Origin of the sequence: Hymenobacter rubidus (assembly GCF_016734815.1) — a bacterium.
GTDB classification, from domain to species: Bacteria; Bacteroidota; Bacteroidia; order Cytophagales; family Hymenobacteraceae; genus Hymenobacter; species Hymenobacter rubidus.
In genome coordinates, this window is the sequence record NZ_JAERQF010000012.1 from 57,977 (window position 1) to 84,922 (window position 26,946).

The 26,946-nt window shown below is 61.0% G+C and carries 23 protein-coding genes; 15 read left to right on the forward strand and 8 right to left on the reverse strand.

Features of this window, described 5'->3' with window-relative positions; all coding sequences use genetic code 11:
• The first annotated feature begins 152 nt into the window (after nt 1–152).
• From JKL48_RS10655 to JKL48_RS10680, 6 genes are all read left to right on the forward strand, one after another.
• Entirely contained in the window at nt 153–2,090 is a 1,938-nt protein-coding gene (locus JKL48_RS10655) for an acyl-CoA synthetase (RefSeq protein ID WP_201982226.1), read from the forward strand.
• A 37-nt stretch (nt 2,091–2,127) separates the two neighbouring features.
• A complete protein-coding gene (locus JKL48_RS10660) occupies nt 2,128–2,382 on the forward strand; it encodes a CatA-like O-acetyltransferase (protein WP_201982227.1) in 255 nt (84 codons plus the stop codon).
• A gap of 46 nt (nt 2,383–2,428) precedes the next feature.
• Entirely contained in the window at nt 2,429–2,902 is a 474-nt protein-coding gene (locus JKL48_RS10665) for an aldo-keto reductase family protein (RefSeq protein WP_201982228.1), read from the forward strand.
• A gap of 41 nt (nt 2,903–2,943) precedes the next feature.
• Nucleotides 2,944–4,005 carry an OmpA family protein gene (locus tag JKL48_RS10670; protein ID WP_201982229.1) on the forward strand — a complete coding sequence of 354 codons (1,062 nt, stop codon included), beginning with the start codon at nt 2,944–2,946 and terminating at the stop codon, nt 4,003–4,005.
• A gap of 112 nt (nt 4,006–4,117) precedes the next feature.
• Nucleotides 4,118–4,939, forward strand: a complete 822-nt coding sequence (locus tag JKL48_RS10675; protein ID WP_201982230.1) for a polysaccharide deacetylase family protein — start codon at nt 4,118–4,120, stop codon at nt 4,937–4,939.
• Between the two features lie 20 nt (nt 4,940–4,959).
• Complete coding sequence (locus tag JKL48_RS10680) at nt 4,960–5,517, forward strand: pseudouridine synthase (protein ID WP_201982231.1); 558 nt, start codon at nt 4,960–4,962, stop codon at nt 5,515–5,517.
• A 76-nt stretch (nt 5,518–5,593) separates the two neighbouring features.
• Here JKL48_RS10680 and JKL48_RS10685 read toward each other — a convergent pair whose 3' ends face one another.
• Together JKL48_RS10685 and JKL48_RS10690 are read right to left on the reverse strand one after the other, a co-directional pair.
• On the reverse strand, nt 5,594–9,265 hold the full coding sequence (locus JKL48_RS10685) for an ABC transporter permease/M1 family aminopeptidase (RefSeq protein WP_201982233.1): 3,672 nt from the start codon (nt 9,263–9,265) through the stop codon (nt 5,594–5,596).
• Nucleotides 9,266–9,429: 164 nt separating this feature from the next.
• Nucleotides 9,430–10,320 carry an ABC transporter ATP-binding protein gene (locus JKL48_RS10690; RefSeq protein ID WP_201982235.1) on the reverse strand — a complete coding sequence of 297 codons (891 nt, stop codon included), beginning with the start codon at nt 10,318–10,320 and terminating at the stop codon, nt 9,430–9,432.
• Between the two features lie 184 nt (nt 10,321–10,504).
• Between JKL48_RS10690 and JKL48_RS23410 the strand changes: the two genes are divergently transcribed.
• The 5 genes from JKL48_RS23410 to JKL48_RS10710 all read left to right on the forward strand — a co-directional run bounded on the left by JKL48_RS23410 (nt 10,505) and on the right by JKL48_RS10710 (nt 15,066).
• Nucleotides 10,505–10,639 carry a hypothetical protein gene (locus JKL48_RS23410; protein WP_262895993.1) on the forward strand — a complete coding sequence of 45 codons (135 nt, stop codon included), beginning with the start codon at nt 10,505–10,507 and terminating at the stop codon, nt 10,637–10,639.
• 243 nt (nt 10,640–10,882) lie between these two features.
• Nucleotides 10,883–11,509 (forward strand): FKBP-type peptidyl-prolyl cis-trans isomerase, encoded by a 627-nt coding sequence (locus JKL48_RS10695; RefSeq protein WP_201982237.1) that lies wholly within the window; start codon nt 10,883–10,885, stop codon nt 11,507–11,509.
• A 102-nt stretch (nt 11,510–11,611) separates the two neighbouring features.
• The gene (locus tag JKL48_RS10700) at nt 11,612–12,292 is read left to right on the forward strand and encodes a hypothetical protein (RefSeq protein ID WP_201982238.1); all 681 of its coding nucleotides are present in this window, start codon (nt 11,612–11,614) and stop codon (nt 12,290–12,292) included.
• A 112-nt stretch (nt 12,293–12,404) separates the two neighbouring features.
• Nucleotides 12,405–14,363 carry a KUP/HAK/KT family potassium transporter gene (locus tag JKL48_RS10705; protein ID WP_201982240.1) on the forward strand — a complete coding sequence of 653 codons (1,959 nt, stop codon included), beginning with the start codon at nt 12,405–12,407 and terminating at the stop codon, nt 14,361–14,363.
• Nucleotides 14,364–14,529: 166 nt separating this feature from the next.
• Nucleotides 14,530–15,066, forward strand: coding sequence for a DUF2004 domain-containing protein (locus tag JKL48_RS10710; RefSeq protein WP_201982242.1), 537 nt, complete (start codon nt 14,530–14,532; stop codon nt 15,064–15,066).
• A gap of 343 nt (nt 15,067–15,409) precedes the next feature.
• Here JKL48_RS10710 and JKL48_RS10715 read toward each other — a convergent pair whose 3' ends face one another.
• A complete protein-coding gene (locus JKL48_RS10715) occupies nt 15,410–15,961 on the reverse strand; it encodes an SMI1/KNR4 family protein (protein WP_201982243.1) in 552 nt (183 codons plus the stop codon).
• 138 nt (nt 15,962–16,099) lie between these two features.
• Nucleotides 16,100–17,914, reverse strand: a complete 1,815-nt coding sequence (locus JKL48_RS10720) for a M61 family metallopeptidase (protein ID WP_236668722.1) — start codon at nt 17,912–17,914, stop codon at nt 16,100–16,102.
• A 172-nt stretch (nt 17,915–18,086) separates the two neighbouring features.
• Between JKL48_RS10720 and JKL48_RS10725 the strand changes: the two genes are divergently transcribed.
• From JKL48_RS10725 to JKL48_RS10735, 3 genes are all read left to right on the forward strand, one after another.
• Nucleotides 18,087–18,914, forward strand: coding sequence for a C40 family peptidase (locus JKL48_RS10725; RefSeq protein WP_201982245.1), 828 nt, complete (start codon nt 18,087–18,089; stop codon nt 18,912–18,914).
• 627 nt (nt 18,915–19,541) lie between these two features.
• A complete protein-coding gene (locus JKL48_RS10730; protein ID WP_236668723.1) occupies nt 19,542–19,970 on the forward strand; it encodes a DUF2147 domain-containing protein in 429 nt (142 codons plus the stop codon).
• Nucleotides 19,971–20,155: 185 nt separating this feature from the next.
• Complete coding sequence (locus JKL48_RS10735) at nt 20,156–20,791, forward strand: hypothetical protein (RefSeq protein WP_201982252.1); 636 nt, start codon at nt 20,156–20,158, stop codon at nt 20,789–20,791.
• 181 nt (nt 20,792–20,972) lie between these two features.
• On the opposite strand, the gene JKL48_RS10740 is transcribed toward JKL48_RS10735, so the two are convergent.
• Nucleotides 20,973–23,054, reverse strand: coding sequence for a M1 family aminopeptidase (locus JKL48_RS10740; protein ID WP_201982254.1), 2,082 nt, complete (start codon nt 23,052–23,054; stop codon nt 20,973–20,975).
• 266 nt (nt 23,055–23,320) lie between these two features.
• Here JKL48_RS10740 and JKL48_RS10745 point away from each other — a divergent pair, with 266 nt between their 5' ends.
• Nucleotides 23,321–25,531 carry a gliding motility-associated C-terminal domain-containing protein gene (locus JKL48_RS10745; RefSeq protein WP_201982256.1) on the forward strand — a complete coding sequence of 737 codons (2,211 nt, stop codon included), beginning with the start codon at nt 23,321–23,323 and terminating at the stop codon, nt 25,529–25,531.
• A gap of 38 nt (nt 25,532–25,569) precedes the next feature.
• Here JKL48_RS10745 and JKL48_RS10750 read toward each other — a convergent pair whose 3' ends face one another.
• The 3 genes from JKL48_RS10750 to JKL48_RS10760 form a co-directional block, all read right to left on the reverse strand.
• On the reverse strand, nt 25,570–26,139 hold the full coding sequence (locus JKL48_RS10750; protein WP_236668724.1) for a cytochrome c oxidase subunit 3: 570 nt from the start codon (nt 26,137–26,139) through the stop codon (nt 25,570–25,572).
• A 210-nt stretch (nt 26,140–26,349) separates the two neighbouring features.
• On the reverse strand, nt 26,350–26,688 hold the full coding sequence (locus JKL48_RS10755; protein WP_201982260.1) for a hypothetical protein: 339 nt from the start codon (nt 26,686–26,688) through the stop codon (nt 26,350–26,352).
• Complete coding sequence (locus JKL48_RS10760) at nt 26,681–26,929, reverse strand: hypothetical protein (RefSeq protein ID WP_201982262.1); 249 nt, start codon at nt 26,927–26,929, stop codon at nt 26,681–26,683. The genes JKL48_RS10755 and JKL48_RS10760 overlap by 8 nt, the downstream gene beginning before the upstream one ends.
• Nucleotides 26,930–26,946 lie beyond the last annotated feature (17 nt).

The following is a 26,946-nucleotide window of genomic DNA, read 5'->3' on the forward strand; positions in this document are numbered from 1 at the left end:
GGAGTTGCCACATTGAGCCCTCGCCTCACCCAAATAAATGGTTGAAAAATACCCAACCGGCCGTTTGGGGCTTGGCGCGCAGAGTGCCGGGCCTACTTTTGAAGGAATAACCACTTCTCTAACGGCGCAAGCCGACGCTTCCCTCCCCTTTTATGCCGGGCTACCGCAACCTCGACGACATCCTCACCCTTGAGCAAACCCCGCTGGCGGCCCAGCCGGTGCCCGCCCACACCCTGGCCCTGCTGGAGCGCGGCCGCGACCGCAACCCGGCGGCGCTGGCCCTGCGCTTCGTGTTCAGCGGCGAGCGGCCCACCGAGTCGGTCGATTTCAGCTACGCGCAGTTGGTGCAGCGCTGCTACCAGACGGCCAACATGCTGCACGAGATGGGCGTGGGGCCCACCGACGTGGTGTCGTACCTGTTGCCCAACCTGCCCGAAACGCACTTCACGCTCTGGGGCGGGCAGGCGGCCGGCATCGTCAACCCGCTGAACCCGCTGCTGGAGCCGGCCCAGATTGCCGAAATCCTGAACGCGGCCGGCACCAAGGTGCTGGTCACGCTGCGTGCTTTCCCCAAAACCGACATCTGGCAGAAGGTACAGGCCGTGGCTCCGCTGGTGCCCTCGCTGCGCACGGTCATTGCCGTCGATTTGCTGCACTACCTACCTGCAGCGCAGCGGCTGCTACTTGGCGGGCTGCGGCTGGTGCAGCCCAAGCTGAGGTTGCCGGGCATTCGGGTGATGGATTTTGCTGAAGCCAGCCGCCGCCAGGCGTCGGACCGACTGGTGTCGGGCCGGCAGCTCGCGCCCACCGATGTGGCCTGCTACTTCCACACCGGCGGCACCACGGGCACGCCCAAAATCGCGCCCCTCACCCACTACAATATTACGAGTACAACCTACGCCTCCTCGCAGCTGCTGGGCGGCGAGGCCGCGCCCGAGCGGCTGGTGTTCTTCTGCGGGCTGCCGCTGTTCCACGTCAATGGCGTGGTGGTGACGGGCAGCGTGCCGTGGCTGCTGGGCCACACGGTGGTGCTGGGCAGCCCGGCGGGCTACCGGGGGCCGGGCATTCTCGATAACTTCTGGCCGCTGGTGGCGCACTACCGCATCTCGCTGTTCAGCGGCGTGCCCACTATTTTCAGCAAGCTGCTCACGCTGCCCGTGGAGGGGCACGATTTGAGCTCGTTGCGCTACGCCATCTGCGGGGCCGCACCGCTGCCCGTGGAGCTGCTGCGGGCCTTCGAGCAGCGCACCAAGCTGCGGCTGGTGGAAGGCTACGGCTTCACCGAGGGCAGCTGCATCAGCGTGGTGGGGCCGCTGGCGGGGGCGCCCATGCCGGGCAGCATCGGCCTGCGCGTGCCCTACCAGGACGTGCGCATTGTGGTGCTCGACGAGCAAACCGGCGCGTTCCAGCGCTTTGCCGAGCCCGAGGAAAGCGGCGTGATGGTGGTGCGGGGCAGCAATATCTTCCACGGCTACCTGCAGCCCGAGCACAACAAAGGCATCTGGGTGGACACCGGCGATGGCCAGGGCCCCTACTACAACACCGGCGACCTGGGCCGGATGGACGCGCAGGCCGGCTTCTACATCACGGGCCGCAAAAAGGAGCTCATCATCCGCGGCGGCCACAACATCGACCCCAAGGTGATAGAGGACGCCCTGATGGCCCACCCCGCCGTGGCCCTGGCGGCCGCCATCGGCAGCCCCGATGCCCACGCCGGCGAGCTGCCCGTGGCCTACGTGACCCTAAAGCCCAACCAAACGGTGTCGGAAGCCGAGCTGCGCTCCTTCGCCGAAACCCACATTCCCGAGCGCGCCGCCTGGCCCAAGCAGGTGTACACGGCCGCCGAGCTGCCGCTCACGGCCATCGGCAAAATCTTTAAGCCGGCCCTGGCCAAGCAGGAAATCAGCCGGGTGTATGCGCGCCAGCTGGCGGCAGTGCCGAACCTGACCGTGGACGCCCTCACCGTGCGCGACGACCGGCAGCGGGGCCTGGTGGCCGACATCACGGTTTCGGGCGCGGCCACCGACGAGCAAGTTGCCCAAGCCCTGCTCGGCCTGGCCGTGCCCTACGACGTGCGCCGGCTGGCCTAATGCCCGCGTGGGCATGCCTGCCGACCTTTGCCGGCCCATGCAGCACCTTCTTGACCTCACTACCTGGAACCGGCGCGAGCATTTTGCTTTCTTTTCCGCGTTCGAGGCGCCTTTTTTTGGCCGCGTGGCCACCGTCGACTCCACCCGCGCCCGGGCCGATGCCAAGCGGCTGGGCGGGGCGTTTTTCCTGTATTACCTGCACCCGGCCCTGCACACCGTGAACCATGTGGCAGGCTTTCGCTACCGCATCGAGAGATGCAGCGCGAAGGCAAAAACCTGCACGTGGGCCTGACCCGCGAGGAGCTGCAGAGGGCCTGCGGCTAAGGCCCCTTGCCACCGTGGAAAACACGTACAGCCACGCCCAGGGCACCACCGTGCAGCTGCCCCACGGCGCCTATCCCGGCGGCGAAGAAGTGCTCGACCTGTGCGAGCAGTACGGCGTTCCGTTCATCTCCTTTTTCTCGCTGGCGCACGGCCTGCCCAAGGCCGGCAACAAACTGACCGAACTGGCCCGCAAGCACACCGCCACCGAAGCCCAGCTGAACCTTGCCTGGCTGCTGCCCATTGCGGGCGCGTCGTCGTGGGCCCACCTGCGCGAGAACCTCAAGCCGAAATCCAGCTCAGCGCCGAAGACATGGCGTATCTGGACTAGCCGTTGGGCGGCCGCCGGGCCGGCAGGTCCCCGGCAGCCAGCGCCAAGCCAGTGCACACGGTGCCCCGGCGGGTGGCCGGCATCGTGCAATGGAACGAAGCATCCCTTAGGCGCTTTAACGAGTCGTTGGGGCGTAAAAGGATGCTTTTTTCACGTATGACGACAACCCGTATTTTTTCGCCAAAAGCTATTTTTGCCCGCATGAAACGCAGCTTATGGTACGGCATCGGCTGCCTGCTGCTGGCAGGCCCGGTGCAAGCCCAATCCCTGACGGGCGTATGGCAGGGCGTAGAAGCCGAAACCAGCCAGCCCGACAAATACTGGCCGTCGGTGTTGCGGCTACAGCAGAGCAAGGACAGTTCGGTGTTTGGGGTGCTGTACGAGGAAGTAGGGGGCCAACCGGACGTTTCCGTCACGTTCCAGATGCAGGGAACCCGTACGGGCGCGGGCCTGCGCCTGGAACACGGCACCAAGCTGAACGAAACCGGCCGCACGCTCACCAGCTACTGGTGCGACGGTGCCATCACCTTCGCCTACGACCCGGCGCTGGAAAAGCTGACCGGCCACGCCACCTACCGCCCGGTGGGCGACTGCAGCGTGGGCACCCTCACGCTCTACCGCGTCAAGCTAAAATCAGCCAGCACAGTGCCCAATGGGGTAGAAACCAGCATCCGCGTTTCGGGGCGCAATGTGCTCTGGTACACCGATGTGAGCCTGAAGCAGCCCGTCAACACGGGCAATACCTACCGCACCGCTCTCAGCAAAACCACGACTTTTTACCTCACGCAGGGCTACTACCCCACCAGCCAGCGTGCGGTGGTGCCCATCACCATTCGCGTGACGGGCACCCCGCCCAAAGCAGCCCCGCCGAAGCCCCGCCCCGATACGGCGCAGGCAACGCAACGCCCGCTGCCGACCCCGCCGCTGGTGGCCGAAACGCCCGTGGTGCTGCCCACCGTGCTGTTTCGGGTGGGTACGCCGGAGCTTCTGCCCGAGTCGGGCCCGGCCCTCGACCAATTGGCCACCGCGCTTAAAAGCCGGCCGACTATGAAGCTCCAGATTGCGGGCCATGCCGACCGCGTGGGCGAGCCCGACAAAAACCAGGTACTCTCGGAGCAGCGCGCCGAAGCCGTGAAAGCCTACCTGGTGAAGGCCGGCATTGCCGCCGAGCGCATCAGCACCGTTGGCTACGGCGACACCCGGCCGCTTTACCCCTCGCCCGATGCCCGCAACCGCCGCGTGGAAGTTGCCGAAATAAAGTAGCGGCCATCCCCCCCGCCTGGCATAGCCGGGCCGTTGGCTAGGCGGGTACTAAACTTGCGGCGCCATTCATTTGCAGCATCGTTTTGGTTGCTGCCCTCACCCTCACCCAAGCATGAATTTATTCCGCCCCCTGGGAGTTGCCGCTGCGCTGTTGCTGGCGGGCCCAAGCTGTGTTTGGGCCCAGGCCCCGACGACCTGGAACAACAAGCAGTGCGCGGTGGTGCTGACCTACGACGACGCCATTGACGTGGACCTGGACAACGTGGTGCCGGCGCTGGATTCCCTGAAATTTCGCGGGACGTTCTACCTCATCGGTTCCTCGCCCGTGGTGGCCCGCCGCCTGAAGGAATGGCGCCAGGCCGCTGCCCGGGGGCACGAGCTGGGCAACCACGCGCTTTTCCACCCCTGCGACGGCAGCCTGCCCGGCCGCGGCTTCGTCACGCCCGACCACGACCTGAGCAAGTACACCGTGGGCCGCGCCGCCGACGAAATACGGGCCAACAACACCTTGCTCCGGGCCATTGACGGCAAAACCGCCCGCACCTTCGCCTACCCCTGCGGCGACCTGCAGATTGGCGGCGTTCCGTTCTACAACCAGCTGAAACAGGATTTCGTGGCCGCCCGGGGCGTCACGCCCGGCCTGCAAACCGCCGCGCAAGTGGCCCTCGACAACGTGGCCGCTTACTCCATCAACGGGCAGCCGGGCCAGTACCTGATTGATTTGGTGAAGCAGGCCCAGCAGTCGCACACGCTGCTGGTGTTTCTGTTCCACGGCGTGGGCGGCGGGCACCCGCTCAACGTCGCTTTGCCCGCGCACCGGCAGCTGCTGCGCTACCTCAAGGCGCACGAAAAGGAAATCTGGGTAGCCCCGATGGTGGATGTGGCCGAAAAAATCAAGCTTGAGCAGGCCGCCGGCGCTGCCCGGAAACAGTAGTTGCCTCTTTCATCCTGGCCATGCCCCACTTCCTCATCCACAAGCCCTACGGCTACCTCAGCCAGTTTGCGGGCGAGGCCAAGAAGAAAAAGCTGGGCGAATTCCACAATTTTCCCGAAGGCATCATGGCCATTGGCCGGCTCGACGAGGACAGCGAAGGCCTGCTCCTGCTCACCACCGACGGCCGCATGAGCGAGCGGGTGCGCAGCCGGAAAGTGGAGAAAGAATACTATTGCCAGGTCGACGGCCTGATGACAAACGAGGCCATCGCGCTGCTGCAAGCCGGCGTCGAAATCGGAATTCACGGCGTGAAATACCAGACCAGCCCCTGCGCCGCCCGTCGCCTCAACCCTCCGCCTGCCTTCGCACCCCGCACCCGCAAAATCCGCGACGACCGCCACGGCCCCACTTCCTGGGTGTCCATCACCCTCACCGAGGGCAAGTACCGCCAGATTCGGAAGATGACGGCCGCCGTGGGCTTCCCAACGCTCCGGCTGGTGCGGGTGCGGGTGGCCGGCATCTGGCTAGGAGATTTGGCGGCCGGTGAGGTGCGGGAGGTGGCGGATTTTGGGCTGTAGCGTGGACGCTGCGAGTCCGCGCCTGAGCGAACCGCCTGCCAAACGATGCCCGGACTCGCAGCGTCCACGCTACAGCTTACTTCACTGCCACGGGCTTGGAGCCGGCTTTCTTCTCGTCCACGAATTTCACGTTGTCGTAATAATACCGCTCAATCACCTTCTGATACGGGTCAACGCCGGCTTTGGCAGGCTTTTCGTTCACCACGAAGTTGAGGGTGGTTTCGGGCGTGGTGATTTTTACTTTCTTCAGGTACAAGGGCTTGCCGCGCACGTCCCAGGCTTCGCCATCCGATTTATCGGGCCCGAAAACGCCAACTTCGAGGTAGTCGGCCATCGGGATGGACTTTTCGTTGCCGAGGCTGTCGGCGCGCAGCTTGTCGGCCTTGATGGTGAGGCTGACGTCGTACTTGCCATCGGGGCGCGGCGTGTAGGTGGCGGTTTTCAGCTCGTTTTTATAGAGCGTAATGGTTTCGAACATGTCGCGCAATAAGTATTGCAACGAGTCGGGCGTGGCTTGGTGCAGGTAGGCCAGCAGGTCGGCCGAGTTCGGGTACGGGCGGGTCTGGTAGCGGTTTTTGGCGAGGAAAGCACGTAGCGCACCGTTCAGCTTGTCTTCGCCGATGTAGTCCTGCAGGGCGTAAAACACCATGCCGCCCTTGTAGTAGTGGATGTAGGGCTGGTTTTCGCACAGCATGAGCGGCTGCTCCTTTTTGCGCTCCTGACGGCGGCCGCGCAGGTAGTTGTCCAGCTCGCGGCGCATGAACTGTTGCATCCGCGCGGGCGTAAACTCGTGCTTGGCCGTCATAATGGCCGAGTACTCGGCCAGGGATTCTATCAGCATGCTGCTGCCCTGCACATTGGCACCCACTACTTGGTGGCCCCACCACTGGTGCGCCAGCTCGTGGTTGGTGATGAAAAAGGCCAGGTCCGGCTTGCTCTTATCGCGCAAATCATCAATAAAGCCCGCACTTTCTGAAAACGGCACCGTGTTGGGGAAGCTCTGGGCGAAGGACTTGTAGCGCGGAAACTCCAGCACCCGAATCTGGCGGTACTGATACGGCCCAAAGGCCGCCGTGTAGTACGGCAGGGCTTTGCGCAAGGCCTCGGCCATGCGGGCCACGTTGTAGGGGTGCTTGGGGTCGTGGTAGATTTCGATGGCCACGGGCGGGCCACCGGCGGGCGGCTGCCAGCTTTCGCGGTGCACCTGGTAGCGGGCCGAGAGCACCGAAATCATGGGCAGCATGGGCTGGTCCATGCGGTAGCGGAAGTAGCGGCGGCCGTTTTGCAGCCATTCTTTCTGCAGGTAGCCGGGCGTCATGGCAATCTGGTCGGGGTCGGTGCTGACGGTGGCCTGGTAGCGCAGGTAGTCGCCATCGGGGCCAAAATCGGCTTGGTTGCGGCCGCGCGGGTCGTTCAGTTTCAGGGCGCGGTCCTTGGGCTTGAGCCGGTTGCGCTGACGCACGTTGTCGTCATCAAGCTCCGAGCCGGGCTGGTAGCCGATGTGCAGGCCGGGGTCGTTGAGGAAAGTACCGTTCGCCGTGAGGCGGTCCTCGGGCGAAATGCTGGCCCAGTCGAACACGCCGTTGCCTTTCAGGCGCGAGGTGAAGCCCTGGGCCCGATAGGCCACATCAAAGCGCAGGTCGAGCGAGTCGCCGGGGGCCAGCGGCTGGGCCAGACGGTAGAGGCGCACGCCGGCCACGGGGTCGTCGTGCAGCACCTGAGCGGCCCGGTTCAGGCTCAGGCAGTTCGTGATGCTGGGGCTGGCGTCGTAGCTAATAAAAAGGGTGTCGAGGGCCCGCTTTTCCTTGTTGCGCAGCGTGTAGGTCCCTGCCATGCGAAAGCCGCGCGGCGAGGCCGTGGGGTACAAGTCGGCGTTCAGATTGATAGCCACAATCTTGGGTTGCAGCAGCTTTTCGTAGCGCTTGTACGCACGTTCGGCGTTGGCTTGGCGGGCTTCCAGCCCTTTGGGCGTCACGTATTGGTTGAGTACGTTGGTGTTGTAAAACACCCAGCCGCCGGCCCCAACAAACAACCCCAGCGCCCCCGCCAGCGCCCAGCGCAGCCCGGGCGCCTGCAGCCGCTGCCCGTAGAGCCGGCCCCGGGCACGCAGGCTGGTGTCGTTGCCGCGCACCCAAAGCAGGCCCGCGAGCAGCAGCAGCAGCAGCGCCCCGGCCAGGTAGTAGGCGTTGATGGCCAGCAGCGGGGCCACCAGGTGCCCGTAGCCATTCATGTCCGAATACGTGTAGGGCACCGACGCGCCAAACTTGAGCAGCGCGTGGTGCAGGCCCAGCGCATCGGCCAGCAGAAACACCACGCCGTAGTACACCATCATCACGGCGTGGCCCACGTACTTGTTGTTGGCCACCGTTTGCACGGTCATGGCCAGCACGCAGAGCACGGCCAGATTGGCCAGTTGTAAGGTAAAATCTTTCAGGTACAGCAGCGGCTCGAACAGCCCCGGAGCCCGGTACAACTGAATCCCGATGCCCACCAGGTCCATGACCAACGTCAGCAGAACCTGCACAGCAAACAGCGCCAGCAGCTTGCTCAAAAACGGTACCCAAGTGGAGAAGGGCAGCGCATCGAACACCAGCTGCAGGCGCGTGTCCCGCTCGCGCCACACCAGCTCGCCGGCGTAAATGGTGATGATAAGCAGCTGAAACAGCGTGTAGTTATCATTCAGCATCTTCAGAATCAGGTAAGTCACCGGCATCTGAATGCCGCGCGTGTCCTGGTAGGTGTAGTAGGCGTTGAAAAGCACGAACACCACCCCCAGCAGCGCCAGCACCCGAAACGGCCAGGCGCGCACCACGTTCTGGAGCTGCACCTTTGCCATTTGGCGGAGCTGCCAGAAGCCCAGGCCGCTGCCAAACGCCTGCGGGGAGCGGCGCAGCCCCCCGGCGCTCCCCGCGACCGGCGCGGCCTCGGGGGCTTGCTTTTTCACCCGCGTTTTGGCCTGGCCAAGGCGAAACAGAACGCAGGCCACGCCTAAAATCAGCAGCCCAATGGCACTCCACAGCAAGCGGTTCTGGATGATTTCGCCACCGAAATAATGCAGCAGCCTGGTGTTGCGCTCGGCAATGGTCCAATAGTTGGCATCAATGCTTTTGGCCGCCAGCCCAAACGGGTCGAGCTGGGCAAAGAGGTGGTCGCTGCTGACCTTGCTGGAAAAAGTGAACGATAACTGGTAGAGCACAAACAGCACAATCCCCCCCAGATACACCACCAACGGCGAACGAAACGCCAGGTACGCAGCGAAGAAGATACAGCCGGCAAACAGCGCATTCGTCCAAGCCCCGAACACCAGCGGGGCCAGCAACGCCAGCGGCATCACCGGGCCCAGCTTGTCGGCCTCCACCCACGGCATGAGCATGCCCAGCAGCGCCCCTGCCGATATCCCGGCCATAATGAACCAGATAGCAAGCAGCGAACCCAGGAAACGCCCCGCCAGATAAGCCGGCTTGGTGATGGAAGTGGTGTACACCAGGCCGGTCATGCCGTCCTTGTCGTCGCGATAAATGGGCGTACCCAGGATGGCCGCCGTCACAAACATGCCCAAAATAGAGGCAACGAAATGCAGCTGCGCCAACGCATCGGGCGAGTTGACGTGGACTTTGGCACTGGCAAATCCGAAATCATCAACGGTTTGGGAAAGAAACCCGAACAGCGCGAAAACGCCAAAATACAAGTACGTGCTGGGCTGGGTGAACCGGTAGCGCAGCTCGAAACGGAAGATGTGTGCGAACATGAAGTTTATTCTTAGGGCTTATAAGAGGCCGTCAGGCTGAGCGCAGCCGAAGCATCTCTACCAAGCAACCAACTACATCGAAAGGGTTTACTTTCGAGGCAGAGATGCTTCGGCTCCGCTCAGCCTGACGTTCCGGTTATCAGCTTAATGTTCAGATTATCAGATTAAGCACTAACAGCCGCTTTCTCCCGCTGCGCCAGCCGGTGGAAATACACGTCCTCCAGCGTGGCCTCGGCGGGCTGGAACTGTCCGTCGATGGGCTGCTCGCTGAACACCCGCACGATGGGCTGCCCCGCCACCAGTTTTGAGGAAATCACCTGGTGCTCGGATTTGAGTTGCGCCAAGGCGGCTTTCTCGGTTTTGGTGCGGTACACCTTGCCCCGGATTTCACCAATCACGTCGTTGGGCGAGCCCGTGGCCACCACCTCGCCGGCCGCAATAATGGCCATGTTGGGACACAGCTCGGTCACGTCCTCCACAATGTGCGTACTCAAAATAACCACCACATTCTCACCAATTTCCGATAACAAATCCAGAAACCGGTTGCGCTCCGTCGGGTCGAGGCCGGCGGTGGGCTCATCCACAATAATGAGCTGCGGCGAGCCCAGCAGCGCCACCGCAATGCCGAAGCGTTGCCGCATGCCGCCGGAGTAGCCGCCCACGGCTTTTTTGCGGGCGTTCCACAGGTTGGTTTGCTGCAAGAGGCTTTCCACGGCCTGCTTGCGCTCAGCGGCGTCCCGGATGCCTTTGAGGCCGGCGAAATAATCGAGCAGCACCTCGGCCGAGATGCTGGGATAGAGGCCAAACTCCTGCGGCAGGTAGCCCAGCACCCGGCGCACGGCATCCTTCTGAGTCAGTACGTTGATGTCGCCGAGCGTAATGCTGCCGCTGTCGGGCTCCTGCAAGGTAGCAATGGTGCGCATGAGCGAGCTTTTGCCCGCACCGTTGGGCCCCAGCAGGCCGAACATGCCATTGGGGATGCTGAGTGAAACATTGCGCAGGGCCCGCACGCCGTTGCTGTACGTTTTAGAAAGGTTTTGTATTCGAAGCTCCATATTGTGAACCAGTTAATGAACAGTGCAAAAGTGAGGCATATGCTTAAGCAATATATTCGCAATTATCTCTTTTACATTAATATTTGTAGCAAAAACCTGATTTTTATGCTGCATGCATAACATATTCGCTTTCTCAACGTATCTTTGCACCAGAATGACCCTTTAGGCTATTTCACGTATACTTATGAAAAAGACCACTGCCTTTTCGTTTTCCTCGCTGCTGCTTTTGGGTGGCGTGAGCTACCTGGCTGCCAAACTGGCCGACCTCGACCTGACGTTTTTCTTCGACAGCGACGACGACCATTCCCACTACTGCTAGCCCTCTTTTGGGGCAGTGGCGCGCGCAAACCCCGTATTCATCCGAAAGCCTGGCCCCCGAGCCGGGCTTTTTTGTTGTGGGCGCAACCGGGCACTCGGCCATTGCGGCTGACTGTTCTGGTTCGGCCCGGCTTTTGGAACCTTGGCCCGGCAACGGCGTAACCCGTTGAGCTATTTTTTCACCGGCTGCCGGCCCTCGTGCCAACCACGCCCGGCCGCGGCCCAACCCCCATTCCTTGGTTTTATGAACCTCGATTCCCACCAAGCTCAGGTGAGCTACATCATTGGCCGCGACCTGGCCCGCAACTTTGCCCAACAGGGCCTCGACCTGGACGTTGACACCCTGGCCGGTGCCCTCAAAGAAGGCTTGCAGGGCCTTCCCAGCCGCCTGACCCAGGAGCAGATGCAGGCCGCCATGCAGCAGCTCCAGGAGCAGATGGGCGGCGCCGAAGACGACACCAATTCAGACGATAATACCATGAACAACAAAGCCGAAGGCGAAGCCTTCCTCGCCCAAAATGCCCAGAAATCTGGCGTAACCACCCTGCCAAGCGGGCTGCAGTACGAAGTCATCACGCAGGGCACCGGCCCCAAGCCTACCCTGCGTTCGTCGGTAACGACGCACTACCACGGTACCCTCATCAACGGTACGGTGTTCGACAGCAGCTACCAGCGCGGCCAGCCCGCCACCTTCCCCGTTAACGGGGTGATTGCCGGCTGGACGGAAGCCCTGCAACTAATGCCCGAAGGCTCGAAATACCGCCTCTACATCCCCTCCGACCTGGCCTATGGCAAACGGGGCGCGGGCCGCGACATTCCGGGCGACACGGCACTGATTTTCGACGTGGAGCTGTTGAAAGTGAACAACTGAGGGCGTGTCGGGGCGGGCGCTGCCACAGCTTCCGCCCCGACCACCACGGCCGTTCCCCTTTGGTCGCGGCCTTCCACAACCCACTTGGCTGTTTCTGAGCACATGCACGACCTCGAAACCCAGCCTCCCGCGGTCAGCAACGCGGACCTGGAACCCCCTTCCGGGGCCGCGTTGCTGACCGCGCCCGACGCTGCCGCAACACCAGCGCCGATGCCCGATAGAACGTTCCACTTGTCCGTCGTTCAGGAGCCCCCGGCCCTACCGCCGCTCCCCCCGCTCCCGCCCCTGCGCAGCAACGATGGCCGCGTGGAGGTCACCGACAAAACCATCCGGGTGCTCGACCAAGAATTTCTGCTGCTGGAGCTGGAACGAGCCGAAATCACCCCCGTGAAATGGATTTTGTGGTACTTGCTGGGTGGGCTGGGCCTGGCGTTTGTGATGATTGCCTTTCTGCAAAACTGGCTGCGTACCGGGCCCGCCATGCTGGGCATGGCCCTCACGGCCCTGCTGCTGGCCTACGGGCACCGCGGCACCAACCGGTTGCGCCTGCACCGCTTGGGCCGCGAGGTGGTCAACTTTGCCCTGCCCGGCGAAACGCCGCCCTGGCAACGCTTGATGGCGGAGGTGAACCAGCGCATTTTCCGGGTGCACGACCACGCCGCCCGCGAAGCCGCCGCTTTGCTGGCGGCAGCCGATGAGGCACGGCGGCAGGCCGCGCTGGCGGCCCAAGCAGCGGCCGAAAAGGCGGAGCAAGCAAATAATAACCCGCTGGCTTTCAACTAATGCTACTTTAACGGGCCGATGACGTAAGCGCATTCCAGTGGCTTCCCTGTTACCTTCGCGCCCCGTAATCGATTTGTAGCTGTAAGTCTGGTTCTCGTCTTTACCCTTTCGCATGGATTCTAAACATTCGCACACCGCCATTTCCGGCGCAGGGCTGCTTATTGCCTTGGGCATTATTTACGGCGACATCGGCACCTCGCCGCTCTACGTGATGTCGTCCATCCTCAAGGGCGCCACGGTGCCCGATATGATTGATGCCCACTTGGTGCTGGGCGGCATCTCCTGCGTTATCTGGACGCTTACGCTGCAAACCACGGTCAAGTACGTACTGCTGACCCTCAACGCCGATAACAACGGCGAGGGCGGCATTTTCTCGCTTTATGCCTTGGTGCGGCGGCGGGGTGCCTGGCTCTCAGCGGTGGCCATTATTGGCGGGGCCTCGCTGCTAGCCGATGGCGTGATTACGCCGCCTATTTCAGTATCCTCGGCCATCGAGGGCTTGAAAGCCGTGTATCCTTCCCTGACGCAGGGCGTCATCGTTTACATTGTTATCGGCATCATCGCCGGCCTGTTCCTGCTTCAGAGCTTTGGCACCCAGATAGTTGGCAAAGCCTTCGGACCGATAATGTTCTTGTGGTTCACCATGTTGGGCGTACTGGGCATTAGCTGGGTGGTGCAGAACCCGGTTATTCTGAAGGCCATTAACCCCTACTATGCCTACGACCTGCTGGTGCGCTACCCGGGCGGGTTCTGGCTGCTGGGCTCGGTGTTTCTGTGCACCACCGGGGCCGAGGCCCTCTACTCCGACCTGGGCCACTGCGGCAAGGGCAACATTCGCATCAGCTGGACCTTTGTGAAGAGCACGCTGCTGCTCAACTACCTGGGGCAAGGCGCCTGGCTGCTGGCCCACCTGGGCGAGAAGCTCGACGGCCGCAACCCCTTCTATGCCCTCATGCCGCAGTGGTTCCTGCTCATCGGCATTGGCATTGCCACCATTGCCGCCATCATTGCGTCGCAGGCCCTCATCACGGGTTCTTTCACGCTGGTAGCCGAGGCCATTCGCCTCAATATGTGGCCCAAAGTGAAGCTGAACTACCCCACCGACGTGAAGGGCCAGCTCTTCGTGCCGAGCATGAACCGGCTGCTCTTGCTGGGCTGCATCGGGGTGGTGCTCTACTTCCAGGAATCGACCAACATGGAAGCGGCCTACGGCCTGGCCATCACACTCACCATGCTGATGACGACCATCCTGCTCACCGTTTGGCTGAAAGCTAAAAAGGTGTCGCCGGTACTCGTATTCAGCTTTGCTGCGCTCTATGGCATCATCGAGGGCTCGTTTCTCATTGCCAACATGCGCAAGTTTCCGCACGGCGGCTGGGTATCGCTGGCCATTGGCGGCACGCTGATGGCGGTGATGTACGTGTGGCTGAAGGCCTTTTACATCAAGCGCCGGCTCACCGAATTTGTGCGGCTGGAGCCCTACGTGGATGCCCTGAAACAACTTAGCGACGACGATACCATTCCGAAGTACTCCACGCACCTGGTATTCCTGACTTCGGCCGAGCGTAGCAGCGAAATCGAGCAAAAAATCATCTACTCCATTTTCCAGAAGCGCCCCAAACGGGCTGACATTTACTGGTTTATCCACGTAGACACGACCGATGAGCCGTACACGATGGAATACAAAGTGACCGAAGTGGCCAAGGACGACGTGTTCCGCATCAATTTCCGGCTGGGTTTCCGGGTGCAGCAGCGCATCAACCTCTACTTCCGCAAGGTGATTGAGGACCTGGTGCGCAACAAGGAAGTGGACATCACCTCGCGCTACGAGTCGCTTAACAAGCAGCACGTTACCGGCGACTTCCGCTTTGTGGTGCTGGAAAAATTTCTCAGCATCGAGAACGACTTCCCGACGCTGGAAAAACTGGTGATGCAGGCCTACTTCTATATCCGCCAGTTCATTGCTTCTGAGGACCAGTACTTTGGCCTGGACACTTCTTCGGTGAAGGTGGAAAAAGTCCCCATGGTCATTGCGCCGGTGCGAGAAGTGGCCCTCAAGCGCATTAAATAAAGCTGACTATTTTTTACAAGATAATGAAAACGCCCCCGGTGTATACCGAGGGCGTTTTCATTTACATTTGAACCAAGGCGGCCCTAATTTAAACAGACTTAAACCACCGCCGTCCTCCTAAACCTACTGGCCTCTGGTATAGCTCCTGTAGCACCTTTGGAGTCTCTTGCACCATATTCCACTCACCACTGAACACATGAATTGCGTGCTCCCCTATTTCGGTGAAATTAACCCGACCCAGCTGGAAGAATACTACCACATCACGGCTGTAGTGAAGGACTTGACGGTAAGCCTAGACCTCAACTTTGAACACAAAACCATCGGTCAAGAGAGCCTCCGCTCCATCCAAAATTTCTTGAACAACCTGGACCGCTGGGACGTACACAACCACGCCGCGCTGGAACGAGATTTTACCGCAGAAGGCGAAACAGCCGAGCACATCACTTTTTATTTTGACGAACTCGACGAAGCAGAGCTCTCTGCTTTGCTGCCCGGTGAGACGTCACCCGACGCCCGCGCGTTTCGGCTGCTGAAAGAATTGAAGCTCGTCCGGGTCGGCCTCTACCCCGATGGCAAGTACGACGCGGAACAGTTTGCCACTTTTGATTATGCCCTCTACCTAGCGGCAGAGCCGTCCAATCAAGTGCTGGCGGTCAACACCGACGAGCACGGGAAGGTGGACTACATCGCCTGGGAAAGTTAGCAGTGTCCAGCACAAGCCAGAAACGGCATTGGAGCCCGGGACGAATGATGATGCTAATTCTCGCTCCCCCAAACGCCACGCCCCGGCCTCTCACCCGGTGCCCCAAAGGCCACAACAGTATTGGCGGAGCCTACAGAGTCTCCCCGGCTGATGTGCGGAGGCTGAGTGGCAGTTGCGGGCTGCCGGGCGCGAGCCCGTTGGCCGAGTCCTAGCCTACTAGCTAGTGCTGGTTCCTTGGGCACGGCGGTTCGCCAGGTCCGGAGCCTTGCCGTGGTCGATGGCAAGGGTTCTTCATTAGGGTTGAACTACCCTTATCGTAAACCTACTTCGCGAATTTGTCGGTCTAGTCGTCAGGTGCGTCCCGTTGCACTTGTGCAGCACGCATGTCCAGCAGCAGGTCGAAAAACGAGATATATAGCAATTGCGTGGGCGCTGGGTTCTGGTAGCTGTTCAGGATGCACACCACCGCACAATCTTGCCCGTCCGACGTGCGGCGGTTGAAGTCGAAGCAAAGGCTTTTCAACTGCGGGTCATACGCGAATGGAATATAGTTCTGCTGCCGAAGGGTGCTCGGTTCTTGTAAAAAGAAGTAATGGTCCCATAGGCTTGCTTTCCACTCTTTAACGTCGTGCATGATAAACGAGATGCCCGCCGCATCATCCAGTTCATAGAAGTGGCGGTACCGCAAGAGTTCGACATACAACGGAGGGAAGGAGTGGCCGATGGCAGCTTCCAACTCGTGGATATCCGCCTCGGTAGCGGTACTGGCGATGGGCTTCCAGGCAGCCCAGTCGCCTCCCCAGCCCGCCGTTATCGGTCGCGCAGAATCCAGCATCGCGGCATCCACGAAAACTGCGGGCTGCCGCATCAACTCGTGGGCGGCCAAATAGGCCAAGGCCGCGTCTACATATTCTCGAACGAGTGCTTGCCCATCACTACTCATAGTAGTAAAGTAACGCTCCTTTTCCCTAAACGCCACGCCCCGGCCTCCCGAAAGGAGCACCGAAGGCGGCGTACCGGCGCCGCCCGGTTACTACTTCCCTAGCCACCTAGCCAGCAACTTTTGCTGCGCCGCCGTGGCATTGGGCAAGGGCTGAATAGTGAACTTACGGTCTGTGTTGGGCAGGGCGCGCAGGGTGATGTCGCGGGTGAGGCCGTCGCGGCGCACCTGCAGCTTCACATCGGTGCCAACGGGCGTGGAAATGAGGGCTTTCACGGTTTCGTCGCTGGGCGCGGCGCCGTTGATAAGCAGCACCTCATCGGTCGCGCTGAGGCCGGTGTTCCAGGCCGCGCCGTCGCGCAGCACACTGGTCACGAGCAGCTTGCCGGTCCGGTTGGAGAAGTTGGCCCCCAGCGTGCCGTCGGTGGTCAGCGGGTTGTTGGTGAGGCCCAGGCCAGCATAGCCGAGGGCCGTGGCAAAATCAATGGGTTTGGTGCCGTACACGCTATTTTGAAAGAACTCGTCGAAGCGGCGCCCCGCTACCGTGGCTACCGCGTCCTGGTATTCCTGGTCGGTGAAGCCGCGGGCCGCCTTCTTGTAGTATGTGTCGTAGAGCAGGCGAAATACGTCGTCCAAGTGCTTCTCGCCTTTTGTCGCTTCGGCAATGTTCAGGTCGAGCCAGGTGCCAATCAGGTCGCCTTTGGAATAGTAGCTGATTTGGGTATTGATGGCATTCTCGTTGGGCCGGTAATACTTAATCCAGGCGTCGAAACTGGACTCGGCGGCCGACTGGATGCGGTTGCCGGGCGTGTTTTCTACTTCGCCAATGGCATTGCCCAGCTTGCCCAGGTATTCATCCCGCGAAATCACCCCCGCCCGCTCCAAAATTTGCTTGGAGTAGTACTCGGTCATGCCCTCGCTCACCCACAGCATGTGCGTGTAGTTTTCCTGGTCGTAGTTGAAGGGCCCCAGCGCCACCGGCCGGATGCGCTTCACGTTCCAAAGGTGGAAGTACTCGTGCGCCGCCAGGCCCAAAAACGACTTATAGCCCGCTTCGGTGCCGTAGGTGGTACGGGTCACTTCCAAGGTGGTCGAGTACAGGTGCTCCAGGCCACCGCCGCCGCGCTCTAAGTTGTGCACGATGAACAGGTAGTGGTCGAGCGGATTCTGGCCTACTACGCGGTGCGCTTCTTCGCACACGCGCTTCAGGTCGGCCACCAGCTTGGCATCGTCGGCCACGTAGGTGCCGTACATGGCTACCTGGTGGGGGGTACCATTGGCCGTGAATTCCAATATTTTCTGGTTGCCAATTTCCATTGGCGAGTCGGCCAGCTCGTCGTAGCTCGCGGCCTTGTAAGTGAATTTGCCACTGCCAGGGCGCAACGGCGTGCTCACCTGGGCCCAGCCGGCGGCGGGCTGCACCACCACGGTACTGCCCAGCATCTTATTATCGGCTGGGTACATGAACACGCTGCTGCCGTTGAGGTAGCCGTGGTCACCGTCAATAAACGAGGTGCGCACGCTCAGCTCGAAGGCATACACCCGGTAGCTCACCTGAAAGCTGGCCTGCTTGGGGTGCTTCACCCGCCAGGTGTTCTTGCTGATTTTTTCCACAGACAAGGCTTGCCCGCCAGCCGTCCGGGCCTGAAAGCCTTCCACGTTCTTAGAAAATTCACGCACCAGATAAGAGCCGGGCGCCCAGACGGGCATTTTAACGTCGGTGTAGTCGGCCGGAAAGCCGCCCAGCTCCATTTTCACCTCGAAGTAATGGGACTGAGGCGCGGGCATCGACAGCGTGTAACGCAGGGAGGGCACCGCCGCCAGCGGCCGCGCTGGAGCGCTAAAGCCACTACCTATCAACACAGTAAATGCGGCCGAACGAAGTAGATACTTAAAGTTTTGAAGCATGGGCAAAGATTTAGAGAATAGCAAGGTCACAAAGTAAGCCCCGCGGGTTGCCTCCAACCTAGCAGCCGGCAACACCGTTAGGGCTAAGGTGGCGCTTACCCGCCTTGGGCACCTCACTACTTTTCTTCATATGCGCGTTGTGTGGCTGGTTTTTGTGGGATTAATTGCCGCTATGGCCCTGCTGCTCCCGCGCTTCAGGAAGCGGGCCGACCCGCCCGCCAAGATGCCGGTGCCGCACACGGTGGCCCTGGTTCCCGAAACCTCGCTACAGCGCCGCCAACTTGCCCGCGCCGACAGCATCGTCGCTTTTGGCCTGGCCCAACAGGGCACCCCCTATGTGTACGCGGGCACCTCCCCGCTCACCGGATTCGACTGCTCAGGGTTCATCATGTACACGTTTGCGCACTTTGGGCTGGCCGTGCCCCACTCCACGGCGCTGCTCATTGACGTGGGCCGGCCAGTGGCCCGCACCGATGCGCAACCGGGCGACATTGTGGTATTTACCGGCACGGCCAAAACCAGCACCACCCCCGGCCATGCGGGCATTGTCATCTCGGGCCGGGGCGAGGTGCCGCTGCGCTTCGTGCACGCCTCGTCGTCGCGCCGGGAGCCGTTTGTGAAGGTGAGTCAGGTTGAAGACTCTGATTATGAGCGGCGCTTTATGCAGGTGCGGCGCGTGCTGGGGCCGGGCGAAATTGCCACATCCCGCCCCAAAGTGCCCATTCCGGCCAGCACTGCCGTCCCTGTAGCCAAGCTACCGGCGCGAACCGTTCCGCTGGCTTTCTCGGAGTTGCCAATTCCTGCCCTGCCCCGGAAACTCCCTGCTAAAAAATACGGCGGCAAAAAAATTGCCACGCATACCACCGTACGAAAGAAAAGCGCTACCAAGCCGGCTGCCCGCAAAAAACCGTTAGCGTCCAAGCCCAAAGTTGGCAAGAAGCCCACAACAGCCACCCGCTCAAAAAAGCCGACCGTGAAAACTGCTTCTCACCACCGGTAGCCACCGTTTCAGAATGGGCCAGACGCAGCGATGCCCGGTTCGCCTTTGCCGTCCCACTAAAGGGCGACTGGGCAAACCGGGCATCTAATCCTTCAAATCTTACCAAGCGGCGAAACTGGGGTACAGTTCCGGCGTCTTTCAGATAAGACCTGGCCGAATGTGGGCAGCCTTAGGAGCTACCCCACGAAGCTGTTGTTAGGCGCGTACTGCGGTGAAGCGTACGACATTCGACAGGCTTGGCAGGATTTGTTTGGGACTACTAGACATTTTGTACCTCCTTTCTTTACGTTCGACATAGCCCCGTTCGCGCGGCCCAGCACCTTAGGGCTGCTTGAGCGGGGTCGTAGCACTCACTACTGAGCGGTAAAGTTAATAGCAGCGGCTAAGGTTCAAAATGCAGCGGCAGTATTTTACCCGAAAACGCAGTAATAGTGGCTTTGCACCTGATTTACAGTACTATTTTTTTTAGCCGTGAATCGGCAATTTTCGCTATTTTTTGGCATAGCTCATTCTTGGCCGTAAACTTGCCAATGGGCTCGTGCAAGCCCTTACGACTTGCTCCCAAAAATTTCCCTTACCTTTTCTTTACAAACCCACCTCTTTCTCGAATTCAGAATGAAGAAAACAATGCTCCTGCTCGTTGCTCTAGTGCTCGGCCTCGCCGGCATGGCTTCCGCCCAAACCATGTCCCCGCTTGGGGTTTGGACGAACTCGGAGAAAAAGGCGACGTTTGAAATCTACAAGTGCGGCGACAAGCTTTGCGGCAAAATCGTGAGCTTGACCGTACCCAACGACCCGGCCACCGGCAAGCCGAAAACCGATACGCAAAACCCCGACCCCAAGCTCCGCAGCCGGCCCCGTTTGGGCATGGTGTTCATGCAAAGCTTTAAATACGACAGCGACAATAAGTGGGACGACGGCAAAATTTATGACCCCGAAAGCGGCAAAACCTACTCCTGCTACATGAAGATGGAAAGTCCCAACACCATGGAGGTGAAAGGCTACATCGGCTTCTCGCTTATCGGCAAGTCGCAGACCTGGACGCGGGTGAAATAACGGATGCTTCTGGCCGCTTTAGCTGCCCCGCTACGCCTAAGGCCGGTTTCCTCGCGGAAGCCGGTCTTTTTTTGTGGCACGGTATGGGTTAGGGCGGGTGGCCTGGCAACGCGGGCCGTGGCCCAGCGCACTTCCAGAAACTATTTGTCCGGGCCCGTGTTTCGACTCCACTAACTTCCCAAGCTTTGTTCAATTTCATTCAAAATCTGTTCCGTCCAAAAGCGGCAGCTTCGGCTGGCTGGCACGCGGTAAAGCTGTCGGCGGCCCAGGCGCGGCGGCACGCGCAATGGGTGGAACAACGCGTGTATCTGAACTGGCTGTCGCCGTACTACAAGGCCTACCACCTGCGCAAAGGCGGCGCGGCCGGTGCCCGTGGCCTGCGGGTGCAACTGCTGCAGGAGAGCGGCCGCGAAGGGGCCTTGTTTTTCTTCGATTCCAGCATCGGGCCCGGCAACTTTCGGCATTTTTACGAATACCTGGGCGAGAAATTGCTGGCCTTGGGCTACCACCGGGCCTGTGCCGACCAATGCACCAATCGCAAAGCTCAACACACCGAGACGGCCCTAAAACAGCTTTTTAAGCCCAACCCCACCGACTGCCCCAAAACCGGCCGGTGCAACCAGCGCTACGGCCTGGTCACGGTCGACTTGGTTTCGATGGATGGGCAGCCCCTATTTATCCGGCTGACCAGCAATGCGGTGCTCGAAGCAGCTTTCACGCCCGCGTCTTCTTTCGATGAGTTGCTGGCTTCGCTGCTCAATGCCCCTCCGCCCGATGCGGCCACCGAAGCCCGCATTCAGGAATACCACGACCGGTTTTAGCAACGAAGCTGTTTAGGAAGTCAAACCCGTTGTCATCCTGAGCACAGCGAAGGACCTTCTCACCGCTGAACGGCGATTAGGCTGGCGTGAGAAGTTCCTTCGCTGAGCTCAGGATGACCAATAGGCACCCGAGGCCGACTTTCTAAACAGTTTCAACGGCTATTGCAATAAAACATACGCCTTATTCCCGCACAAACTGCCCGCGGCCCATTACTTCCGCCTCTTTGCTGAGTAGGCGCAGGTAGTAGAGGCCGGGCGCCAAGGCGTGCGTGTCGAGTTGAGGAGCAGCCATAGACTGGCGCATTACTACCCGGCCAGTGGCATCCAGCACCTCGGCGGTGAGGTTGGTAGCGGGCAAAGCAGTGAGTTGTAACTGGTCGTGGCAAGGGTTGGGATAGAGCGTGAGCAAGGGCGAGGTACCGGCAGTAGGCCGCACGGCCAACGCCAGCGAATTATCTCGCACAGCGGCTGACGCCGGCAGGTCCATCACCCACTGGTCGGGGTCGACGGCGATGCTGGCTACCGTGCCCGTGGCCGCAAACTGAAAGAACTGGATGGGCTGGCTTTGGTGCAGGCGCACGGTTTGGGTAGCGCCATTGGTAAAGGTGAGGCGGTAGTCAACGTCGGTATCGAAAAAAGGCGTGATGCCGGGCACCGAGGCCGTTTCGTTCACCCTAAGCACGACGGCGCTGCCAATCTGGTTCCAGCGCGCATTGAACGTGGGGTAGCCTTGGCCCCGGAACCATTGCTGGAAAAAATAGCCGAGCGACCGGCCCGCCTCCGCCTCAAAAATAGCCTGCAGGTTGGCCGTGCGGGCCGTAGAGCCGGCATACTGGGTTTGGTAAGTGCGCAGGGCCCGGAAAAACTTGGTATCGTCGTTCAGCAAATACCGAAGCATGTGAATGACGCCCGCGCCTTTCTTGTAGCTCAGGTAATAATCAAAAATGCGGTTGACGTTGGTGGTATCGGGCACGAAGATGGTGCCGGAGCTGTACTGGGCATACTGGTGGGCATTGTTCATCCAGTTGCGGGCATTGGCGGGCGTATCGAAGGCTTGCAGCGACAGGTATTCGCCGTAGGAAGCGAAGCTTTCGTTGAGCCAGATATCCTGCCAGCCGGCGCAGGTCACGTTGTCGCCAAACCACTGATGAAACAGCTCGTGGGCCGTGAGGGTAAAGTCGAATCCGTCCTGCGAAGTCATTGTTTGGTGCTCCATGCCGCCGTAGATGGGCACCATGGTGTGGCCGTATTTCTCGTTGGCAAACGGGTACATACCGGCCAGCGTCGAGTAGTTTTCGATGAAGCCCGGCGTCAGGTCGATGCGGTTCTGCCAGTACGTTAAGTAGTTCTGGTCGTAAACGTAGTTGACGATGGGAATCGTGGGCCCGCCGGTCGGGTGGGCATAGTTGATGTACTGGACGTAGGGCGCGATTGAAACCGAAATCAGGTAATAATCAATGGGATGGCGCGACTTCCATTCGTAGCGCACCTTGTTGTTGGGCAGTGGCACGGTGCGCACCAGCGCGCCGTTGGAGCCCACTTTGTTGGGCAGCGTGGTGGTCACCCACACGTCGCTGGAATCGGCTTTGTCGGTGAGTACCTGCTTACACGGAAACCACTCGTGCGCCGAGTACGGCTCCGAGAGCGACCATGTCACATTATAAGCAAAAGTGGGCGCGCCGGAATACGTATCGAGGTGCACGGTATTGGTGGTGCTCAGTCCGTTGCCAATGGCGGCGGAATTGCCGCTCGGCGCGGTGCCGTGGTAGTAAATGCGCGCATCGGCCAGGGTGCCGGCGGCGGCAGGCGCGGCCAGCCGGGCCGTCACGTCGTAGCCCGAGCGGCGGATGCCGGGCGAGCGCCGCCCATTCACCACCACCGAGTCGATGAGCAGCGTGGCCGTGCCGGCAGGCGAGCCTGCCGGGGCCTGGTACAGCTCAAACGCCAGCGAATCGAGCGCCTGGCTGCGCACCAGCACCCGCATCCACACCGAGCCCACCACGTTCAGGGAAGTATTTTCCATGGCCACGTCCAGCTTGTAGTACTTCACGTCGTAGCGCTCCATCTTAGCGCGGTGCGAAACCGACGAAGTGGCCGGGCGCTGGGCGCTGCGCACGTGGGCGGCCGCGCATTTCATGCCGGCATCCAGGTCGATGGTGGTGCGGGCAAAAGCGGCCGGGGCGCCTCCCGCCTGTTGGGCATGGCCAGGGCCGATGGAAGCCACCAGGCAACCAATTAAACACACGTAACGAAGGAGTTGCATAAGTTGGGCTGGAAACGGAACAAGTTAGGATAGGGCCGGGTTGAACGGCCAGCGACTCGAATGCCGAAGGTACAGCAGGCACCCGAAAATACCTGCACGTCGGCTTCGCGCAGCGTGCTTGCCAGGAACGCGCAAAGCTTGCTCTAAAGTTGAGGTTGATGGCCGTATATTTCGGCTTAAATCAGGATAAAATGCGCTTATTTCTTTATTCTGTCTCTGCCCTTGTGCCTTGTAGTCGGTCCACCTGGGCTGGTTGGCTACTACTCGTGTGCAGCCTGCTGGCCCTGGCCAGACCCGCACGGGCCACGCACATCGTGGGCGGCGAGATGGAGCTGGTGCACAATTCCGGAGAGTCTTACACTCTGATACTCAACCTGTACTTTGATGCGGTAAACGGTAGTGCCGGCGCCCTCGATGCCAGCCTGACGGCCAGTATCTTCGACAAAGCCAACAACAGCCGCATGCAGAACGTGGTGTTGCCCCTCATCAGCAACACCTTTGTTAACTACACCAACCCCGCCTGCGCCCAGCCCACGCTCAGCACCCGCAAGCTGGTGTATAGCACCCTCATCACTTTACCGGCCAACACCTACACCAGCACCAGCGGCTATTATGCGGCCGTGGAACGCTGCTGCCGCAACAGCTCCATCAGCAACATCGACAAGCCCTTCGATGCGGCCCAGACGTTCTACCTGGAATTCCCGGCCGTGGTGCGACGCGGCCAGCCGTTTTTCGACTCGACGCCGCGCATATTTCCACCCCTGGCCGACTACGCCTGCCGCAACGAGCTGTTTTACTACGACTTTGGTGGAACAGATGCCGATGGCGACTCGCTGGTGTACGACCTGGTGACCCCGCTCAACGGCCATGCCACCGGGGCCTCGCCCAAACCCGCCGGGGCCGACCCCGCCCCCTACGCTCCCATTACCTGGAACCCCGGGCTGAGCACGACCAACCAGATTCCGGGTGCCCCGACGCTGGGCATCAACCGGGCTACGGGCCGCCTCACGGTGCGGCCCACCAACATCGGCTTGTTCGTGTTCGGCGTGCGTTGCTCGGAGTACCGCAAGGGCGTAAAAATTGGCGAATCGCGCCGCGATTTCCAGCTCATGGCCTTGAATTGCCCCGTCAACAGCAAGCCCAAAATGTTGATGCAGGCCAACCCCAACAGCCCGGTTCTCTACCGCCCCGGTCGCGACACCCTGCATTTTGCACCCACCAGCAACCATTGCGTCCGCCTGCGTTTCACCGACCCCGACCCGGCCTCGCGCCTGACGCTGTCGCTGAGCCCGGTCAACTTCACGGCCCCGCTCCCCACGTTTACAACGGCTTCGAGCGGCGTGGTGCGCAGCCCCGGCGCGCCCGATACCCTCACGGCCACGCTCTGCTTCCCGGTGTGCACCAACACCAAGGGCCGGGTCTTTTTGCTCGATGTGGTGGTGGGCGACGACGGCTGCAGCCTGCCCAAGCGCGACACCATTCGGATTGCCTTCACATCGGTACCGCCGCCCAATTCGCCGCCATCCCTCACCACCACGGCCGGACCTGCCCTGCCGCTGCACGCGCGCGTGGGCGATTTGGTGTCGTTCGACATCGCCGGCACCGACCCCGACAACGACCCCGTGGTGCTGGAGATGAGCGGCCAGGGCTTTAGTCCCACCGCCTTGGGCGCCACCCTCACGCAAGCCACGGCGGGCACGCAGCAGCGCGGCCACTTTGCCTGGCGCGTCGATTGCCGGGCGGTGGGGCCCGACTCGTTATTCAACTTTCAGTTTACGGCCGCTACCTCGCCGTGCAGTGCGCGCGAGGTGGCCACGGTGACGGTACCCGTTGTGGTGCACTACCGCAACCTGCCGCCCGCGCTTACCGCCAACCCGGTGTTTGCGCCGCCCGTTGCGCCAAATCCGCTGCCCGTTGTGCGCCTGCTCCTGGGCGAAACGTTCACCGCCAACTTTACGGGCCTCGACCCCGACCGCGACGGGCTGACCCTAACGGCCACAGCCAGCGACGAAAACTTCTCGCTGGCCGAAGCCGGCATGCGCTTCACGGCCCAAAACGGGGTGGGCACGGCCACGGGCACGTTTACCTGGGACGCGAGCTGTGCGGCAGTCAACCTGCGCCGCAACCTCGACGTTACGTTTCAGCTGGTAGACGCCACCTGCAAGCCCCTGCCCCAGCAGCTCAAGGCACGGTTTGAAGTCATTCGGCCGGCCTCGCCGGACCTGCGCCTCTACAACATCATCACGCCTAACCACGACGGCATCAACGACGAATTCCAGCTGCCGGAGCTGCCCCTTGATTTTTGCGATGAGCGGTTTGCGGGCGTTAAGATATTTTCCCGTTGGGGCCAGGAAGTGTATTCCTCCGATGACCGGAATTTTCACTGGCCCGGCCAGGGCAATGGCGCCCTGTACTATTACCTGGTTACGTACACCGATGGGCGCAAGTACAAAGGCTGGCTGGAAGTAAAGCCGTAATGACGCTGGCCCGTGCCTCCAAAGCGCAACAGAGTTGCTTAGTATAGAAACAGGAAAACGGCAAAAAGCGCCACCCAGAGCACATCAATGAAGTGCCAATAAGTCCCCAGCATGCGTAGCTGGCGCCGGTGGTAAGGATTCCGGATAAATACCAGGGAGCGCACCGCGTCGCGGTCGGCATGCAACACGCGGAGCAGCATGGCCAGCAGAAAAATCATCCCGCCCAGCAAGTGCGCCACGTGCAGGGCCGATATCAGGTAGATAAACTGGCCACTGCTGTTGCTGAACTGTCCCTGAAACGGCACCCCGTTGGCCAATAGCTCGCGCCAGCCCAACACTTGCAAGCCCGCAAATACGCAGCCCAGCAGCAGCGTAGCGCCCAGGCAGCGGCCCAGGCTGCTGAGGTCGTCCTGCGCGTAGATTCGCGGTGCCTGGGCAATGGTGTAGCTACTGAGCACGAGCACAATGGTGCTGAGCGAAAAATAGCGGGGCAGCGAATGCAGGCCCGTGGGCACGCCGCTGCGCAACCGCGTAGCCGTGTAGGCCACCACCAGCAGCACAAACATGATGCTGATGGCGACCAACGCCAGGTACAGCGCAACTTGCATCGGTGGCATGCGCTCGATGCGGGCAAATGGCGACGGGCGCCGCCGCGCACCAATGTAATTTCTGGGGTCCTGCTCGGAGTTCATGGGGCTGTGCCAAGGGGTGTACTAGCCAAACTAAACGGGGTGAAATTAGTTGCACTCCCCTGATTTGAACCCAGGCCCTGTAACCCGTCACGCCTCAACAAGCTCTGCATGACGGGCACACCATTCTTACCGAAAAAAAGACCCAATCTTGCCGATAACCGCGTTCAGGGTAATCTTGGGCGTGCGCTGCACGCCGAACGTGACGTAGGTTTTGCCCCCCACGCGCAGGTCGAGCACCCAGCCCAGTTGCCGCGCCAGGTCGTTGAGCTGCTGCAAGGGGTCGGGGCCCGGCGGCTTGGGCGCCTTGGCAGCCCCCGGCACCTTGGGCGGACCGGCCGTAAGCTCATCAAGCACCTGCTGGCTGGGAATATTGAGGATGAGGTAGGTGCCGGCCGCGGCCAGCTGCAGCGCATGGCCGTTCCAGGTAATGACCAGCTGCGCCTCGATTTCGAGCGTACTAGGCACCGGCGTCGGGGCGGCTGGCGGGAAGCTGCGGGGCAGCGGGGGCGCTGGCCTGGTCGCCACGGGTGCGGATGCGAACCGAACCGTTCAGCTTCCAGGTGGCAGCCGGGGCGTTGGGATTTTGCGGATTAGGCACTTGCAGCTCCATTTGGTCGAAAGCGCAGCTTAGCTCGACGCCGCCCGAGAGCTTACCAAGGAGCGAAGCGGCCATATCGGCCCAGTTGGGAGAGGAAGAATCGGGCATAAGAACTTTTAGGTTGA

Coding starts and splice junctions, on each gene's coding strand:
- JKL48_RS10655 (WP_201982226.1), top strand. CDS start 153: ATGCCGGGCTACCGCAACCTCGACGACATCCTCACCCTTGAGCAAACC.
- JKL48_RS10660 (WP_201982227.1), top strand. CDS start 2,128: ATGCAGCACCTTCTTGACCTCACTACCTGGAACCGGCGCGAGCATTTT.
- JKL48_RS10670 (WP_201982229.1), top strand. CDS start 2,944: ATGAAACGCAGCTTATGGTACGGCATCGGCTGCCTGCTGCTGGCAGGC.
- JKL48_RS10675 (WP_201982230.1), top strand. CDS start 4,118: ATGAATTTATTCCGCCCCCTGGGAGTTGCCGCTGCGCTGTTGCTGGCG.
- JKL48_RS10680 (WP_201982231.1), top strand. CDS start 4,960: ATGCCCCACTTCCTCATCCACAAGCCCTACGGCTACCTCAGCCAGTTT.
- JKL48_RS10685 (WP_201982233.1), bottom strand. CDS start 9,265: ATGTTCGCACACATCTTCCGTTTCGAGCTGCGCTACCGGTTCACCCAG.
- JKL48_RS10690 (WP_201982235.1), bottom strand. CDS start 10,320: ATGGAGCTTCGAATACAAAACCTTTCTAAAACGTACAGCAACGGCGTG.
- JKL48_RS23410 (WP_262895993.1), top strand. CDS start 10,505: ATGAAAAAGACCACTGCCTTTTCGTTTTCCTCGCTGCTGCTTTTGGGT.
- JKL48_RS10695 (WP_201982237.1), top strand. CDS start 10,883: ATGAACCTCGATTCCCACCAAGCTCAGGTGAGCTACATCATTGGCCGC.
- JKL48_RS10700 (WP_201982238.1), top strand. CDS start 11,612: ATGCACGACCTCGAAACCCAGCCTCCCGCGGTCAGCAACGCGGACCTG.
- JKL48_RS10705 (WP_201982240.1), top strand. CDS start 12,405: ATGGATTCTAAACATTCGCACACCGCCATTTCCGGCGCAGGGCTGCTT.
- JKL48_RS10720 (WP_236668722.1), bottom strand. CDS start 17,914: ATGCTTCAAAACTTTAAGTATCTACTTCGTTCGGCCGCATTTACTGTG.
- JKL48_RS10725 (WP_201982245.1), top strand. CDS start 18,087: ATGGCCCTGCTGCTCCCGCGCTTCAGGAAGCGGGCCGACCCGCCCGCC.
- JKL48_RS10730 (WP_236668723.1), top strand. CDS start 19,542: ATGCTCCTGCTCGTTGCTCTAGTGCTCGGCCTCGCCGGCATGGCTTCC.
- JKL48_RS10740 (WP_201982254.1), bottom strand. CDS start 23,054: ATGCAACTCCTTCGTTACGTGTGTTTAATTGGTTGCCTGGTGGCTTCC.
- JKL48_RS10750 (WP_236668724.1), bottom strand. CDS start 26,139: ATGCAAGTTGCGCTGTACCTGGCGTTGGTCGCCATCAGCATCATGTTT.
- JKL48_RS10760 (WP_201982262.1), bottom strand. CDS start 26,929: ATGCCCGATTCTTCCTCTCCCAACTGGGCCGATATGGCCGCTTCGCTC.